Below are 15,772 nucleotides of genomic sequence, written 5' to 3'. Positions count from 1 at the left end.
GGGGAGGGGCGGCCGCGCGTCGGGCGGTCAGGCCATCCGGCTCTTCGCGAGCGGCGGATTCGCGGCGAAGTAACGCTTGATGCCGCGGAAGATCGCGTCGGCCATCTCGTCGCGATAGCTGTCGTCGTTGAGCTTGCGCTCTTCGTCCGGGTTGCTGATGAACGCGGTCTCGACGAGGATCGACGGAATGTCGGGTGCCTTCAGCACCGCGAACCCGGCCTGCTCGACCGAGCCCTTGTGCAGCTTGTTGATGCCGCCGACTTCCTTCAGCACGTAGTTGCCGTAGCGCAGCGAGTCGCGGATCTGCGCGGTCGTCGACATGTCGAACAGCGCGCGGTTCACGGCCGCGTCCGCCGTCTTGATGTTGATGCCGCCGATCAGGTCCGACGAGTTTTCCTTGTTCGCCATCCAGCGCGCCGCGGCGCTCGTCGCGCCGTGGTCGGACAGCGCGAACACCGACGAGCCGCGCGCGGACGGCGTCGTGAACGCATCCGCGTGGATCGACACGAACAGATCCGCGCCGACGCGGCGCGCCTTCTGCACGCGCACGTTCAGCGGCACGAAGAAGTCGGCGTCGCGCGTCATCATCGCGCGCATGTTCGGCGCGCCGTCGATCTTCGCGCGCAGCTTCTTCGCGATGTCGAGCGCGATGTGTTTCTCGTACGTGCCGCCGCCGCCGATCGCGCCCGGATCCTCGCCGCCGTGGCCCGGATCGATCGCAACCGTCAGCAGGCGCACGGTGCCGCCCTTGCCGGATTTCGGCGCGGTGAACTTGTAGGTGTCGCCGTCGTCTTCGCTGTCGTTGCGGCGCGCGATGACGGGGGGCGGCTTGACGGCCGGCTTCGCGGGCATCGGCGGTGTCGAAGGCGTCGCGGCCGGCGGCGTGCGCGGGGTGGACGGCGTGTTCTGCGCGAAGCGCTGGAAGAATGCGTCGCTGTTGTCGCCCGCGGCGGGTGGCGGTGGTGCGGCCGGGCCCGTGAGCGCGGTCGGCGGCTGCATCTGCTGCGCGCGCGCGGTGTCGTTGAGTGCCTGCTCCTTGCGTTCCGTCTGCGCGATCAGGTCGGTCAGCGGATCGGGCGCGACGGCCGGATACAGGTCGAACACGAGCCGGTACTTGTAGGTGCCGACCGGCGGCAGCGTGAACACCTGCGGCTTCACCGAGCCTTTCAGGTCGAACACCATCCGGACGACGTGCGGCTGATACTGGCCGACGCGCACCGACTGGATCTGCGGATCGTTCGGCGCGATCTTCGACACGAGGTCGCGCAGCGCCTGGTCGAGATCGAGCCCGCTCAGGTCGACGACGAGCCGGTCGGGACCCTGCAACAACTGTTGGCTATTCTGCAGCGGCTGATCGGATTCGATCGTGACGCGCGTGTAATCGCGCGCCGGCCACACGCGCACGCCGAGCACCGACGACGCGTGCGCGAGCCGCGGCGCGACGAGACCGAGCACCAGCGTCGACGCGCCCGCGCGCAGGATCTGGCGGCGCCGCCAGTTGTGCGTCGCGGTGGCCGCCGATTCGATCGAGCGGAACGGTTTGATCAACATCTTTCGAGACATGCCTTTCCTGAAGCGCTGAACGCCCGGGCGGTGAGGGCGCGGCCGTCGCCATCCACGTCGAGCGAGAAAACCAGATCGGGCACGCCGAGCAGGGTGCCTGCCTGTTGCGGCCATTCGACGAGACAGATCGCGCTGGAATTGAAATATTCGCGAAAGCCTGCGTCGGACCATTCGGCCGGATCGTTGAATCGATACAGATCGAAGTGATAGACCTCAAGTTCCCCGTCGTCGCGTGCGAATGCGTACGGTTCGACGAGCGTGTAGGTCGGGCTGCGCACGCGTCCGGGGTGGCCGAGGCCGCGCAGGATCGCGCGCACGAGGGTCGTCTTGCCCGCGCCGAGGTCGCCGATCAGCTGGATCTGCAGGCCGTCGAACGCGTGTGCGCGGGCGAGTTCGCTGCGGGCCGCGTCGAGCGCGTGCGCGAAGCGGGCGCCGAAGGCCTCGGTCGCCGCTTCGTCGGCGAGTGCGATCACGCGCTCCGCGAGCGGGGCGGGCAGCGTGTCGGCATGAGGCGTATGGGACGTGGCTGACATTCTCGTAAAATAGTGCGATGAACCGATTACCGGAACTCGCCGCATCCGACAGGTCTTCGACTCGTGCCGAAGGCGCGGCGCCGTGCGCGCTCGATGATGCGACGTTGACCGCGCTCGCCGCTCGCATCAGGGCGTGGGGGCGCGAATTGGGTTTCGGGGCGATCGGCATCAGCGATACCGATCTCTCGGATGCCGAAGCAGGCCTCGCCGCCTGGCTGGAAGCCGGGTACCACGGCGAAATGGATTATATGGCGAAACACGGGATGAAACGCGCGCGGCCGGCCGAACTTGTGGCCGGTACGCGACGCGTGATTTCCGCGCGGCTCGCGTATCTGCCGGCCGAAACGCTTGCCGCCGACACCCCCGATGCGTCGTCCGGCGCACTTGTGCCGCACGACTGGCGCGCTCGCGAGCGCGCGCGCCTCGACGATCCGCAGGCGGCCGTCGTGTCGATCTACGCACGCGGCCGCGACTATCACAAGGTGCTGCGCAATCGGCTGCAGACGCTCGCGGAGCGCATCGAGCGCGAGATCGGCGCGTTCGGCTACCGCGTGTTCACCGATTCGGCGCCGGTGCTCGAGGTCGAGCTCGCGCAGAAGGCCGGGGTCGGCTGGCGCGGCAAGCACACGTTGCTGCTGCAGCGCGACGCGGGGTCGCTGTTCTTCCTCGGCGAGATCTACGTCGACGTGCCGCTGCCGACCGATGCACAAACGGCGCCCGACACCGCACCCGAGACACCCGGCGCGCACTGCGGCAGCTGCACGCGCTGCATCGGTGCGTGTCCGACCGGCGCGATCGTCGAGCCGTATCGCGTCGACGCGCGCCGCTGCATCTCGTACCTGACGATCGAACTGAAAGGCAGCATTCCCGAGCCGCTGCGGCCGATGATCGGCAACCGCGTGTACGGCTGCGACGACTGCCAGCTCGTGTGTCCGTGGAACAAGTTCGCGCAGGCCGCGCCGGTCGCCGACTTCGACGTGCGGCACGGGCTCGACCGCGCGACCCTCGTCGAGCTGTTCGGCTGGGACGCCGACACCTTCGACACGCGGATGCAGGGCAGCGCGATCCGGCGCATCGGTCATGAAAGCTGGCTGCGCAATCTCGCGGTCGGGCTCGGCAATGCGCTGCGCGCGCCGGCCGATCGGCTCGCGCCCGATGCGCGCGCGGCGATCGTCGCCGCGTTGCGCGCGCGGGCCGACGATCCGTCGCCGGTCGTGCGCGAGCATGTCGAATGGGCGCTGCGTGCCGCATGAAGGCGGCGTAAAGTGTCGTCGGCGCGCGGCTGCGCCGCGCGTTTCACCGGTCAGGAGAAGCTCATGTTCAACGCAGTCATCGACGCACCGTTCGGCAAGGTCGGCATCCGTACCGATGCCGCGGTGGTGCGCGAGATCGTCTATCTGCCCGAATCGATCCGGTCGGTCGATCCGGACTCGCCGCTCGCGAAGCGCGCGGTCCAGCAGATCGAACGTTATTTCGAGCGCGCGTCGGCGCGCTTCGACCTGCCGCTTGCCGACGTCGGCAGTGCGTTCCAGCATCGCGTGTGGAACGTGATCAGCGACATTCCGCCGGGCACGGTGCTGACCTACGGACAGGTCGCGAAGCGGATCGGCAGCGCGCCGCGCGCGGTCGGCCAGGCGTGCGGCGCGAACTATTTCCCGCTCGTGATTCCGTGCCACCGCGTCGTCGCGGCGGGCGGCCTTGGCGGCTTCGCGAATCACGACGACGGTGGCTATTACCAGAAAGTGAAGCGCTGGCTGCTGGCGCACGAGGGCGTGCCGTACTGATGAGCGAACCGCTGCTTTCCCCCGACTCCGACGCTGCGTCCGATGCCCACGGCGACGCGGCCGCGGCATCGCCCGCGCTGCGCGCGAGCCTTGCGTCGATCGACGTGTTCTGTGATGCGCTGTGGCTCGAGCACGGGCTCGCGCGCAACACGCTCGATGCGTACCGGCGCGATCTGGTGCTGTTTTCCCAATGGCTGGCCGTGACGCACGACGCGTCGCTCGATGCGGTCGACGAAGCGATGGTGACGGGCTATATCGCCGCGCGCAGCGACGGCAAGGCGACGTCGTCGAACCGGCGGCTGTCGGTGTTCCGTCGCTATTACGGCTGGGCCGTGCGCGAGCATCGCGCGAGCGCGGACCCGACGCTGCGGATCACGTCGGCGAAGCAGGCCGCGCGGTTTCCGTCGACGCTGTCCGAGGCGCAGGTCGAAGCGCTGCTCGGCGCGCCCGACATCGCGACGCCGCTGGGGCTGCGCGATCGCACGATGCTGGAGCTGATGTACGCGAGCGGGTTGCGCGTGAGCGAACTCGTCACGCTGAAGACCGTCGAGGTCGGGCTCAACGAAGGCGTCGTGCGCGTGATGGGCAAGGGTTCGAAGGAACGACTGGTGCCGTTCGGCGAGGTCGCGCAAGGCTGGATCGAGCGCTATCTGCGCGACGCGCGGCCGGCGCTGCTCGGCGCACGCGCGGCCGATGCGCTGTTCGTGACCGCGCGCGGCGACGGGATGACGCGCCAGCAGTTCTGGAACATCATCAAGCGCCACGCGCAGCAGGCCGACGTCCGTGCGCACCTGTCGCCGCATACGTTGCGGCACGCGTTCGCGACGCACCTGCTGAACCACGGCGCCGACCTGCGCGTGGTGCAGCTGCTGCTCGGCCACAGCGACATCTCGACCACGCAGATCTACACGCACGTCGCGCGCGAGCGGCTGAAGTCGCTGCACGCGCAACACCATCCGCGCGGTTAGGTCCATGCGGCGCGCGCGCGGGCCCTCGCGGGGGGGCGGTGGCGCGCGCCGCGCGTTACACGAGTTCGCGCAGCTTGTGCTTCAGTACCTTGCCCGTGGACGCGGCCGGCAGTGCATCCAGCACGCGGATGTGCGCAGGGCGCTTGTAAGGCGCGAGCCGGTCCGCGCACCACGCCTGCAGCGCAGTCTCGGTCGCCGTCGCGCCGGGCACCAGCTCGACGAACGCGAGCACTTCCTCGTTACCCTCGACCGCCCGGCCGACCACGGCCGCCTGTACGACGTCCGGGTGTGCGTTCAGCACCTGCTCGACCTCGACCGGATACACGTTGAAGCCCGAGCGGATGATCAGTTCCTTGCTGCGGCCTGCGATCGTCACCGAGCCGTCCGCGTCCTGCCGCGCGAGATCGCCGGTGCCGAGCCAGCCGTCCGGCGACACGGCCGCGCGCGTCGCATCCGCATTGCGGTAGTAGCCGAGCATCACATTCGGCCCGCGCACGCGGATTTCGCCCACCTGGCCGGGCGGCACGTCGGTGCCGTCCGGTGCGACGATCCGCATCTCCACGCCCGGGATCGGCACGCCGACCGAGCAGTCGGTGCGCGGCGCATCGAGCGGCGTCTGCGTGATCGTCGGGCTGCTCTCGGTCATCCCGTAGCCGTTGTGCAGCGGCACGCCGTACACGCGCTCGACGCGCGCCTTCAGGTCGGCATCGAGCGGCGAGCCGCCCGAGTACGCGAAGCGCAACCGTGGCGCGTGCCACGCATGCGCGTGCGTCTGCAGGTGCTCGAGCAGCTTCGCGTGCATCGCGGGCACGCCCTGGAAGATCGTCACGCCTTCGTCGGCGAGCGCGACGCGCACGGCCTCCGGCGAGAAGCGCGGCGCGAGCCGCAACGTCGCGCCCGCGTACAGGCTGCCGAGGCAGACCGATGCGAGCCCGTACACGTGCGACACCGGCAGCACCGTGTAGACGATGTCGTCGGGCGACACGCGGCGCAGCGCACTCGACGTCGCCGCGATGAACAGCAGGTTGCGATGCGACAGCATCACGCCTTTCGGCGTGCCCGTCGTGCCGGTCGTGTAGATCAGCGCCGCGCATTGCGCGGCCGCGTCGGCGGCCACCGGTTCGTCGGGCGCGTGCGCGTCGACGTGATACGACCACGCGCCGATGTCGACCGGCAGCGTGTCGGCAGGCAGCGCACCGTAGCGTGCCGCATGCGCGCGTGCGTCGGGCGACGCTTCCGTCGCGAACGCGATCAGCTTCGGCCGCGCATGCGCGGCGATCGCATCGAGCTCGGCGGCTGACAGCCGCGCGTTCGACATGAGCGCCCAGGCGTCGACGCGCGCGACCGCGAGCAACAGCACGATCTGCGCGACGCTGTTTTCCGCGACGATCATCACGCGGTCGCCGCCGCGCACGCCGAGGCGCGCGAGCCGCTCGGCGGCCGCCTCGACGGCCCGCGCCAGCTCGCCGTACGACAGGCGGCGCGCGTCCTCGATCAGCGCCGGATGCGCGGGCGCACGCGCGGCCCGGCGGGCGGGCACGTCGGCGATGCGGCCGGGCAGCGCGGCGAGCAGTGCCGCGACGTCGAGCGGCGCGGATGAGCGGACAGGCGAGGTCATGGCGTCTCCAGAAGATGGGCCGGGCGGCGGCGCGGCGAGTTTTGCGAACGATCGTGCCATGACGGCGGCCACGCCACAATCGGCCAATCGGGCAATAGCCCTTCGCGATGCCCGCAATGATGGCGCAGCCGAGCACCGCGATGGCAGGCGCGCCTGCCCCGGGACAAAAGGGCCGCGAGTATACCGCCGGCGCGCGGCAGGCTGCCGCGAACCCGGCGCCGTGCGATCGCGTCATGGCGCGATCGTGCCCGCCCGCCGGTCGTTCGCCATTAAAATGCCGCCATGAGCAAATCCAGACACGTATCCGAGACACCCGCGACCCAGCTGCTGCGCCGCCACGGTGTCGCGTTCGGCGAGCATCCATACGAGTACGTCGAGCACGGCGGCACCGGCGAGTCCGCGCGTCAGCTCGGCGTCGACGAACACAGCGTCGTGAAGACGCTGGTGATGGAGGACGAGCACGCGAAGCCGCTGATCGTGCTGATGCACGGCGACCGCACGGTGTCGACCAAGAACCTCGCGCGGCAGATCGGTGCGAAGCGCGTCGAGCCGTGCAAGCCCGACGTCGCGAACCGCCACTCCGGCTACCTGGTCGGCGGCACGTCGCCGTTCGGCACGCGCAAGACGATGCCCGTGTACGTCGAGTCGACCATCCTCGAATTGCCGACGATCTACCTGAACGGCGGCCGCCGCGGCTATCTCGTCAGCCTTGCGCCCGCGGTGCTCGCGACGCTGCTCGGCGCGACGCCCGTGCAGTGCGCGAGCGTCGACTGAGGGTTTCACCTTCGTGGCAGGCCGTGCTCGTTCGGTAGAATGGGCGCCGTTTCGGCCGGTCGGCCCGCACGGCCGCCACGGCCTGCCGGCGGCTCGTCGCGACGGCGCCTGCCGCAACCGGCCGGCACTGCCGTACCCGGCCGTCCCTTTACCGATACGTTGAAAGAAGAGTTCTCCGCATGCAGATCCTGCTCGCCGCACTTGTTGCCTACCTGATCGGTTCGGTGTCGTTCGCCGTCGTCGTCAGCGCCGCGATGGGCCTGGCCGATCCCCGCTCGTACGGGTCGAAGAATCCCGGCGCGACCAACGTGCTGCGCAGCGGCAACAAGAAGGCCGCGATCCTGACGCTCCTGGGCGATGCGTTCAAGGGCTGGCTCGCCGTCTGGCTCGCGCGGCACTTCGGGCTGCCCGACGTCGCCGTCGCGTGGGTCGCGATCGCCGTGTTCCTCGGCCACCTGTATCCGGTGTTCTTCCGCTTCCAGGGCGGCAAGGGCGTCGCGACCGCGGCCGGCGTGCTGCTCGCCGTGCACCCGGTGCTCGGGCTCGCGACTGCGCTGACCTGGCTGATCGTCGCGTTCTTCTTCCGCTATTCGTCGCTTGCGGCGCTGGTGGCGGCCGTGTTCGCGCCGGTGTTCGACGTGTTCCTGTTCGGCACGGGCCACAACCCGGTCGCGTGGGCCGTGCTCGCGATGAGCGTGCTGCTCGTCTGGCGTCACCGCGGCAACATCTCGAAGCTGCTGGCGGGGCAGGAAAGCCGGATCGGCGACAAGAAGAAGGCGGCAGCCGATGGCGGCGCGCAGAACGGCGGGAAGGCCTGAGGAAAGCCGAGGAGGGAGCTGCCGCCCGCCGGGGCGCCCGGTATGCGGGGCCCGGCGGCGCGACGGGTCTGAGGACCGGCCCGAGGGCCGGTCGAAGCGTCCGATCAGTCGCGGAAGTTGTTGAAGTCGAGCGGGGTGTCGGTCACGTCCTTGCGCAGCAGCGCGATCACGCTCTGCAGGTCGTCACGCTTCGTGCCGGCCACGCGCACCGCGTCGCCCTGGATGCTCGCCTGCACCTTGATCTTGCTGTCTTTCACGAGCCTGACGATCTTCTTCGCGAGGTCGCCCGTCACACCTTTCTTCACGGTGACGACCTGCTTGACCTTGTCGCCGCCGATCTTCTCGACCTTGCCGTAGTCGAGGAAGCGCACGTCGACGTTGCGCTTCGCCAGCTTGTTGATCAGCACGTCCTTGACCTGGCCGAGCTTGAAATCGTCGTCGGCGAACAGGGTCAGCTCGCGCTCCTTCTGCTCGACGCGCGCGTCGGAGCCCTTGAAGTCGAAGCGCGTCGAAATTTCCTTGTTCGACTGCTCGATGGCGTTCTTCACTTCGATCATGTTCGCTTCGGAAACGACGTCGAACGATGGCATGGCATTCTCCCTTGAGATGCGGGCGCCCGGCTCGCGCGCGGGCACTCGCTATAATTGCGGACTGTTTGCCATTTTACCGATGCCCCTCCGTTTGCCCAAGGCCGGCTGTCCGCCCGCCCGGCGGACGTGACCGCGAATGCCGATGCCTCCTGACGATTCCGCCTTGTCGCTGCTCCCCGACTATCCGCTCGCCGCGCATAACACCTTCGGCATCGCCGCGACCGCGCGCTTCGCCGCCCGCATCACGGAGGCTGCGCAGTTCGCGGCGCTGCATCGCGACCCGCGCGTCGCGAACCTGCCGCAGCTCGTGCTCGGCGGCGGCAGCAATGTCGTGTTCACGCGCGATTTCGACGGCGTCGTGCTGCTCGACGAGATCGCCGGCCGCCGCGTCGTGCGCGAGGACGACGCCGCGTGGTACGTCGAGGCGGGCGGCGGCGAGACCTGGCATGCGTTCGTCGCATGGACGCTCGAGCACGGGATGCCGGGCCTCGAGAACCTCGCGCTGATTCCGGGCACCGTCGGCGCCGCGCCGATCCAGAACATCGGCGCGTACGGCCTCGAGATGAAGGCGTACTTCGATTCGCTGGTCGCCGTCGAACTCGCGACGGGGCGCAGCGAGCGCTTCGACGCCGCGCGCTGCGCATTCGGCTATCGCGACAGCTTCTTCAAGCGGGAAGGGCGCGGCCGCTTCGCGATCGTGTCGGTGACGTTCCGGCTGCCCAAGCGCTGGATGCCGCGGCTCGGCTACGCGGACGTCACGCGCGAGCTCGACGCGCGCGGCATCGCACCCGATGCGCCAACGCCGCGCGACGTGTTCGACGCGGTCGTTGCGATCCGCCGCGCGAAGCTGCCCGATCCGCTCGTGCTCGGCAACGCGGGCAGCTTCTTCAAGAATCCGGTGATCGATGCCGCGCGGTTCGACGCGCTGCGCGCGCGTGCGCCGGAGGTCGTGTCGTATCCGCAGCCGGACGGGCAGGCGAAGCTCGCGGCCGGCTGGCTGATCGACCAGTGCGGCTGGAAAGGGCGCGCGCTTGGCGCGGCGGCCGTGCACGACCGGCAGGCGCTCGTGCTGGTGAATCGCGGTGGCGCTACGGGCACCGACGTGCTCGCGCTCGCGCGTGCGATCCAGGACGACGTGCGCACGCGGTTCGGCGTCGAGCTCGAACCCGAGCCGGTGTGCGTGTAACGCGGGTTGTCGTTCCGCGCCTTTCATTCGCTGTCGTCCGTACCAACAAAAAAGCGCCGATCGACGATCGGCGCTTTTTTCGCATGCCGCCGGATGCCGGCGGAGCGTGGATGCGGTGTGCCGCGCTCAGTGCTTGAGACGACCGAGCAGCAGGAACTCCATTAGCGCCTTCTGCACGTGCAGGCGGTTTTCCGCCTCGTCCCACACGACGCTCTGCGGGCCGTCGATCACGCCGGCCGTCACTTCCTCGCCGCGGTGCGCGGGCAGGCAGTGCATGAACAGCGCATCCGCGTTCGCGTGGCCCATCATTTCCTCGTCGACGCACCAGTCGGCAAACGCCTGCATGCGTGCTTCGTTCTCGGCTTCGAAACCCATGCTCGTCCACACGTCGGTGGTCACGAGATCGGCGCCCCGGCACGCTTCGTTCGGGTCGTCGAACACTTCATAGAACGGTGCGCTGTCCGGTGCCACCAGCTTCATGTCGAGCGCATAGCCCGGCGGCGTCGACAGGCGCAGCTTGAACCCGAGGATCTGCGCGGCTTCGATCCACGTGTACAGCATGTTGTTCGCATCGCCGACCCACGCGACCGTCTTGCCGGCGATCGGGCCGCGGTGCTCGTAGTACGTGAAGATGTCCGCGAGCACCTGGCACGGGTGGTATTCGTTGGTCAGGCCGTTGATCACCGGCACGCGGGAGTTCTGCGCGAAGCGCGTGATCACGTCCTGCTCGAACGTGCGGATCATGATGATGTCGACCATCCGCGAGATGACCTGCGCGGAATCCTCGACGGGCTCGCCGCGGCCGAGCTGCGTGTCGCGCGTGCTCATGAACACCGCGTGGCCGCCCAGCTGGAAGATGCCGGCTTCGAACGACAGTCGCGTGCGCGTCGAGCTCTTCTCGAAGATCATCGCGAGCGTGCGGTCGTGCAGCGGGTGATAGGTCTCGTAGTTCTTGAACTTGCGCTTCAGGATACCCGTGCGTTCGAGCACGTACTCGTAGTCTTCCAGCGAGAAATCCTTGAACTGCAGGTAGTGACGAATGGTTTTGGCGGTCATGAAGCGAAATGCGGCGGGTCTGAACCGGCAGCGGAGCCGGATGGCGCCGCCATCGGGTGTGGATAACTCAAAGCAGCATAAAGGATTTTCCGTGCTTTGACGAGCCACGACGATAACCGGGGCGGGATCGCCGCGTGTGCGTGCGGACGTCCGAAGAGGGGCTGCGGGACGACGCGCGATGGCGCGCTGCGGTATAATCCAAAAGTTTTCTCCAGCCCGGCAGGCAAGCCTTTTTCGCGCTCTGCCGGACACAAGCCATGCGCTGCACAAATCCGGTGCGGCGCGCCGGCGGCACGCATCGACGGCCTGTTTTCGGGATATCGGAGCGCAGGTGTCGCCGTCCATGCCAGCTTTGTGTCGCGTATCCAGGCGCCGTCGCCTGGACATCGCCGGGCCGTCACTTGGGTAACCACATGGCTGAAACCCCTCCGACCGAATTCTTCATCCAGGGCATCACGAAAGACGGGAAAAAGTTTCGCCCGAGCGACTGGTCGGAGCGTCTGGCCGGCGTGATGGCCTGCTTCGGGCCGGGTGCGAGCGGGCCGAACGCGCGCCTGAAATATTCGCTGTACGTGCGCCCGACGATGCTCGGCGACCTGAAATGCGTGATCCTGGATTCCCGGCTGCGCGACATCGAGCCGATGGCGTTCGATTTCGTGCTGAACTTCGCGAAGGACAACAACCTCGTCGTCACCGAGGCATGCGAACTGCCGGACTACAACGAGAAGAAGTGAGTTCGCCGGGCGAGGGCGCATGCCGCGCCCCTGCCCGGCGGTCGCCCGGCGCGATGCGCGGGCGACGCACAGCAAAAAAGCCCGCCTAGGCGGGCTTTTTCACGATCGCAGGAAACAGGGGCGCCCGCCGAAGCGGGCACACCGGATTTACGCTGCTGCCTGCAGGCCCTTGACGGCTGCGGCGAGGCGGCTCTTGCTGCGAGCGGCCTTGTTCTTGTGAACGATCTTCTTGTCGGCGATCGTGTCGATCGTCTTCACGGCAGCCTTGAACAGCTCGGCAGCCTTTGCCTGGTCGCCGGCTTCAACAGCCTTGCGAACCGACTTGATCGCGGTACGGAATTTCGAGCGCAGCGCCGAGTTGTGCGAATTTGCCTTCGCGGCTTGGCGGGCGCGCTTGCGTGCTTGTGCGGAGTTAGCCATGACGGTTCCTTATCCTGTCCTGTTTCCAGAGCTTGGAGCCTGACGGCCAAGCGCTGCTTTTCGATCCGTCCCCTGAGAGCGATTGCCCAGGGGCGCATAAAAAACGGTGATTTTAACCGAGGCCGAGACATGAAAACGACAGGCGCCGTGCATGTACAGGCTCAGAAACCGGCGATTATAGCAACAAAATCAAGCGTATGGCAAGTTCGACGTGACATCGACCGGACGGGGCAGCGGCGGCGCATGCGCTTTTCGGCATCCGTCCGTGCCGGGGCACGCAACGTCCGTATAATAAGCGCCCCATGAATCTATTCCGAGCCCTGCTGACGGTCAGCGGCTTCACGCTGCTGTCGCGCGTGACCGGACTGGCCCGCGAGACGCTGATCGCCCGTGCGTTCGGCGCCAGTCAATACACTGACGCGTTCTACGTCGCCTTCCGCATTCCGAACCTGCTGCGCCGCCTGTCTGCCGAAGGCGCGTTCTCGCAGGCGTTCGTGCCGATCCTGGCCGAGTTCAAGAACCAGCAGGGGCACGACGCGACCAAGGCGCTGGTCGACGCGATGTCGACCGTGCTCGCGTGGGCGCTCGCCGCGCTGTCGGTCCTCGGCATCGCCGGGGCATCGTGGGTCGTGTTCGCGGTCGCGTCCGGCCTGCATACCGACGGGCAGGCGTTCCCGCTCGCGGTCACGATGACGCGGATCATGTTCCCGTACATCGTGTTCATCTCGCTGACGACGCTCGCGTCCGGCGTGCTGAACACCTACAAGAGCTTCTCGCTGCCGGCGTTCGCGCCGGTGCTGCTCAACGTCGCATTCATCTCCGCGGCCGTGTTCGTCGCGCCGCACCTGAAGGTGCCGGTCTACGCGCTCGCGTGGGCGGTGATCGCCGGCGGCTTGCTGCAGTTCCTGGTGCAGCTGCCGGGCCTGAAGAAGATCGACATGGTGCCGCTGATCGGGATCAACCCGGTGCGCGCGTTGCGCCACCCGGGCGTGAAGCGCGTGCTCGCGAAGATGGTGCCGGCGACGTTCGCGGTGTCGGTCGCGCAGTTGTCGCTGATCATCAACACCAACATCGCGTCGCGGCTCGGGCAGGGCGCGGTGTCGTGGATCAACTACGCCGACCGCCTGATGGAATTCCCGACCGCGTTGCTCGGCGTCGCGCTCGGCACGATCCTGCTGCCGAGCCTGTCGAAGGCGCACGTCGATGCCGATACGCACGAGTATTCGGCGCTGCTCGACTGGGGGCTGCGCGTCACGTTCCTGCTCGCGGCGCCGAGCGCGCTCGCGCTGTTCTTCTTCGCGACACCGCTCACCGCGACCCTCTTCAACTACGGCAAGTTCGACGCGCATACCGTGACGATGGTCGCGCGCGCGCTCGCGACCTACGGGATCGGCCTCGTCGGCATCATCCTGATCAAGATCCTCGCGCCGGGCTTCTATGCGAAGCAGGACATCAAGACGCCGGTGAAGATCGCGATCGGCGTGCTGATCGTCACGCAGATCTCGAACTACGTGTTCGTGCCGTTGATCGGCCATGCGGGCCTCACGCTGAGCATCGGCGTCGGCGCGTGCCTGAACTCGCTGCTGCTGTTCCTCGGGCTGCGCAAGCGCGGCATCTACCAGCCGTCGCCGGGCTGGCTGCGCTTTTTCGTGCAGTTGATCGGCGCGGCGCTGGTGCTCGCGGGCCTGATGCACTGGTGCGCGACCAGCTTCGACTGGACCGGCATGCGTGCGCAGCCGCTCGACCGGATTGCGCTGATGGCGGCGTGCCTCGTGCTGTTCGCTGCACTATATTTCGGTATGTTGTGGGTGATGGGCTTCAAATACGCTTACTTCAGAAGGCGCGCCAAGTGACGACCGCTATGACCCGCGTCCTCGACTACTTCAGCACGCTCGTGGCGGACGACGACAGCCTGCCCGTCACCGAGACCGCGCTGTCGCTCGCACAGGACGCGTATCCCGACCTCGACCTGCAGGGCACGCTGGCCGAACTCGACATGCTGGCCGCGCGGTTGCGCCGCCGGCTTGCCGACGATGCGGACCTGAAGGAGCGCGTCGCCGCGCTCAACGAGTTCTTCTTCCGCGAACTCGGCTTCGCGTGCAATCACAACGATTACTACGACCCCGATAACAGCCACCTGAACGCGGTGCTGAAGCGGCGGCGCGGGATCCCGATCTCGCTGTCGGTGCTGTATCTCGAGCTCGCCGAGCAGGTCGGCGTGCCCGCGCGCGGCGTGTCGTTCCCCGGCCACTTCCTGCTGCGCGTGACGCTGTCGGAAGGCGACCTGATCATCGATCCGACCAACGGCCACTCGCTGTCCGAAGCCGAGATGGTCGAGATGCTCGAACCGTACGTCGCGCGTGCGGCGGGCGCGGTCGACAGCGCGTTGCGCGCGCTGCTGCAGCCGGCCACGAGCCGCGAGATCATCGCGCGGATGCTGCGCAACCTGAAGACGATCTATCTGCAGACGGAACGCTGGCAGCGGCTGCTCGCAGTGCAGCAGCGGCTCGTGATCCTGTTGCCGGAACAGCTCGATGAAGTGCGCGACCGCGGCTTCGCGTATGCGCGGCTCGATTACCTGCGCCCGGCACTCGAGGATCTCGAGCAGTATCTCGGCGAGCGGCCCGATGCGGACGACGCGACCGTCGTCGAGTCGCAGGTGACCGAGTTGCGGCAGCGGATGCAGCGCGACGGCGAGGACTGAGCCGCGCGCGGCATCGCCGGAACCTGCAACGTAAAAACGCCCGCATCGCGCGGGCGTTTTTTGTTTGCGGTTGTTTGCACTTACTTCGGCTGCATCCGGATCGCGCCGTCGAGGCGGATCACTTCGCCGTTGAGCATCGGGTTCTCGACGATCTGGCGCACCAGCATCGCGTATTCGTCCGGTTTGCCGAGCCGCGGCGGGAACGGCACCATTGCGCCGAGCGCGTCCTGCACGTCCTTCGGCATGCCGAGCAGCATCGGCGTCTCGAACAGTCCCGGGGCGATCGTCATCACGCGGATGCCGCTGCGCGCCAGGTCGCGCGCGATCGGCAGCGTCATGCCCGCGACGCCGGCCTTCGACGCCGCATACGCGGCCTGGCCCATCTGCCCGTCGTAGGCGGCCACCGACGCGGTGCTGACGATCACGCCGCGCTCGCCGCCGTCGTTCGGCGCGGTCGCGGCCATCGCGGCGGCCGCGAGCCGGATCATGTTGAAGGTGCCGACCAGGTTCACGTTGATCGTCTTCGCGAACACGTCGAGCGGATGCGCCCCGTCCTTGCCGACGGTTTTCGCGGCGGGCGCGATGCCCGCGCAGTTCACGAGGCCGCGCAGCGTGCCCGCGCGCGTCGCGGCGTCGACGGCCGCCCGCGCGTCGGCCTCGGTCGACACGTCGCAGCGCACGAAGACGCCGCCCAGTTCGCTCGCGAGCGCCGTGCCGGCCGCCTCGTTCAGGTCGGCGAGCACGACCGTGCCGCCCGCCTGCGCGAGCATGCGGGCCGTGCCGGCGCCGAGGCCCGATGCGCCGCCCGTGATCAGAAAGACGTTGCCGCGAATCTCCATCACTGTCTCCTTGGTTGGGTCCGATGCCGGCCGACCGAACGCACGGCCGGTGCGCCGCTTCACGTGGCGCATGAGGCCGATCCATTGTACGGGGCGCCGTCGGGCGCAGGCCACACCGGCACGGTCGTGCGAATCCAGGTCAGACGAAACGGATCGGGCAGGCGAAAAAAAACCGCCCGGAACCG

16 protein-coding genes are annotated in these 15,772 nt (G+C 68.1%); 9 read left to right on the top strand and 7 right to left on the bottom strand.

The genetic code is table 11. From position 1 onward, the window contains the following. Positions 1-27: 27 nt before the first annotated feature. Both ACTJKF_RS05630 and tsaE read right to left on the bottom strand, forming a co-directional pair. Positions 28-1,563, bottom strand: a complete 1,536-nt coding sequence (locus ACTJKF_RS05630; protein WP_440622572.1) for an N-acetylmuramoyl-L-alanine amidase — start codon at positions 1,561-1,563, stop codon at positions 28-30. Further along, positions 1,545-2,096 carry a tRNA (adenosine(37)-N6)-threonylcarbamoyltransferase complex ATPase subunit type 1 TsaE gene (tsaE, locus tag ACTJKF_RS05625; protein ID WP_440622571.1) on the bottom strand — a complete coding sequence of 184 codons (552 nt, stop codon included), beginning with the start codon at positions 2,094-2,096 and terminating at the stop codon, positions 1,545-1,547. The genes ACTJKF_RS05630 and tsaE overlap by 19 nt, the downstream gene beginning before the upstream one ends. Positions 2,097-2,113: 17 nt before the next feature. On the opposite strand from tsaE, the gene queG reads away from it, so the two are divergent. From queG to xerD, 3 genes are all read left to right on the top strand, one after another. After that, positions 2,114-3,349, top strand: coding sequence for a tRNA epoxyqueuosine(34) reductase QueG (gene queG, locus ACTJKF_RS05620; RefSeq protein WP_440622570.1), 1,236 nt, complete (start codon positions 2,114-2,116; stop codon positions 3,347-3,349). Positions 3,350-3,412: 63 nt separating this feature from the next. Next, positions 3,413-3,880 (top strand): methylated-DNA--[protein]-cysteine S-methyltransferase, encoded by a 468-nt coding sequence (locus tag ACTJKF_RS05615; RefSeq protein WP_440622569.1) that lies wholly within the window; start codon positions 3,413-3,415, stop codon positions 3,878-3,880. Beyond that, positions 3,880-4,848 (top strand): site-specific tyrosine recombinase XerD, encoded by a 969-nt coding sequence (gene xerD / locus ACTJKF_RS05610; protein ID WP_440622568.1) that lies wholly within the window; start codon positions 3,880-3,882, stop codon positions 4,846-4,848. The genes ACTJKF_RS05615 and xerD overlap by 1 nt, the downstream gene beginning before the upstream one ends. A 55-nt stretch (positions 4,849-4,903) precedes the next feature. Here the strand turns inward: xerD and ACTJKF_RS05605 are convergent, their stop codons facing one another. Further along, a complete protein-coding gene (locus ACTJKF_RS05605) occupies positions 4,904-6,466 on the bottom strand; it encodes a class I adenylate-forming enzyme family protein (protein WP_440622567.1) in 1,563 nt (520 codons plus the stop codon). 282 nt (positions 6,467-6,748) lie between these two features. On the opposite strand from ACTJKF_RS05605, the gene ybaK reads away from it, so the two are divergent. After that, on the top strand, positions 6,749-7,240 hold the full coding sequence (ybaK, locus tag ACTJKF_RS05600; RefSeq protein WP_440622566.1) for a Cys-tRNA(Pro) deacylase: 492 nt from the start codon (positions 6,749-6,751) through the stop codon (positions 7,238-7,240). 179 nt (positions 7,241-7,419) lie between these two features. After that, complete coding sequence (gene plsY / locus ACTJKF_RS05595) at positions 7,420-8,058, top strand: glycerol-3-phosphate 1-O-acyltransferase PlsY (RefSeq protein ID WP_440622564.1); 639 nt, start codon at positions 7,420-7,422, stop codon at positions 8,056-8,058. A 104-nt stretch (positions 8,059-8,162) separates the two neighbouring features. On the opposite strand, the gene ACTJKF_RS05590 is transcribed toward plsY, so the two are convergent. Next, positions 8,163-8,648, bottom strand: a complete 486-nt coding sequence (locus ACTJKF_RS05590; protein ID WP_440622563.1) for a YajQ family cyclic di-GMP-binding protein — start codon at positions 8,646-8,648, stop codon at positions 8,163-8,165. A gap of 136 nt (positions 8,649-8,784) precedes the next feature. On the opposite strand from ACTJKF_RS05590, the gene murB reads away from it, so the two are divergent. Further along, the gene (murB, locus tag ACTJKF_RS05585; protein WP_440622562.1) at positions 8,785-9,834 is read left to right on the top strand and encodes a UDP-N-acetylmuramate dehydrogenase; all 1,050 of its coding nucleotides are present in this window, start codon (positions 8,785-8,787) and stop codon (positions 9,832-9,834) included. 126 nt (positions 9,835-9,960) lie between these two features. On the opposite strand, the gene argF is transcribed toward murB, so the two are convergent. Next, positions 9,961-10,890: an ornithine carbamoyltransferase gene (gene argF / locus ACTJKF_RS05580; protein WP_440622561.1), complete on the bottom strand. Its 930-nt coding sequence runs from the start codon at positions 10,888-10,890 to the stop codon at positions 9,961-9,963. 413 nt (positions 10,891-11,303) lie between these two features. Here argF and ACTJKF_RS05575 point away from each other — a divergent pair, with 413 nt between their 5' ends. After that, entirely contained in the window at positions 11,304-11,624 is a 321-nt protein-coding gene (locus tag ACTJKF_RS05575; RefSeq protein ID WP_006762342.1) for a DUF3579 domain-containing protein, read from the top strand. 147 nt (positions 11,625-11,771) lie between these two features. Here the strand turns inward: ACTJKF_RS05575 and rpsT are convergent, their stop codons facing one another. Beyond that, positions 11,772-12,044 carry a 30S ribosomal protein S20 gene (gene rpsT, locus ACTJKF_RS05570; protein WP_006482211.1) on the bottom strand — a complete coding sequence of 91 codons (273 nt, stop codon included), beginning with the start codon at positions 12,042-12,044 and terminating at the stop codon, positions 11,772-11,774. A gap of 302 nt (positions 12,045-12,346) precedes the next feature. Between rpsT and murJ the strand changes: the two genes are divergently transcribed. Then, positions 12,347-13,897, top strand: coding sequence for a murein biosynthesis integral membrane protein MurJ (gene murJ / locus ACTJKF_RS05565; RefSeq protein WP_440622560.1), 1,551 nt, complete (start codon positions 12,347-12,349; stop codon positions 13,895-13,897). Positions 13,898-13,905: 8 nt separating this feature from the next. After that, positions 13,906-14,748 carry a SirB1 family protein gene (locus ACTJKF_RS05560; protein WP_440622641.1) on the top strand — a complete coding sequence of 281 codons (843 nt, stop codon included), beginning with the start codon at positions 13,906-13,908 and terminating at the stop codon, positions 14,746-14,748. Between the two features lie 80 nt (positions 14,749-14,828). On the opposite strand, the gene ACTJKF_RS05555 is transcribed toward ACTJKF_RS05560, so the two are convergent. Then, positions 14,829-15,587 carry an SDR family NAD(P)-dependent oxidoreductase gene (locus ACTJKF_RS05555; protein ID WP_440622559.1) on the bottom strand — a complete coding sequence of 253 codons (759 nt, stop codon included), beginning with the start codon at positions 15,585-15,587 and terminating at the stop codon, positions 14,829-14,831. Between the last annotated feature and the right edge of the window lie 185 nt (positions 15,588-15,772).

The organism is Burkholderia sp. 22313 (genome assembly GCF_052045245.1).
Classification (GTDB): Bacteria; Pseudomonadota; Gammaproteobacteria; order Burkholderiales; family Burkholderiaceae; genus Burkholderia.
The sequence above is the reverse complement of the archived record's forward strand: the minus strand, read 5'-3'. Positions and strand labels throughout refer to the sequence as shown.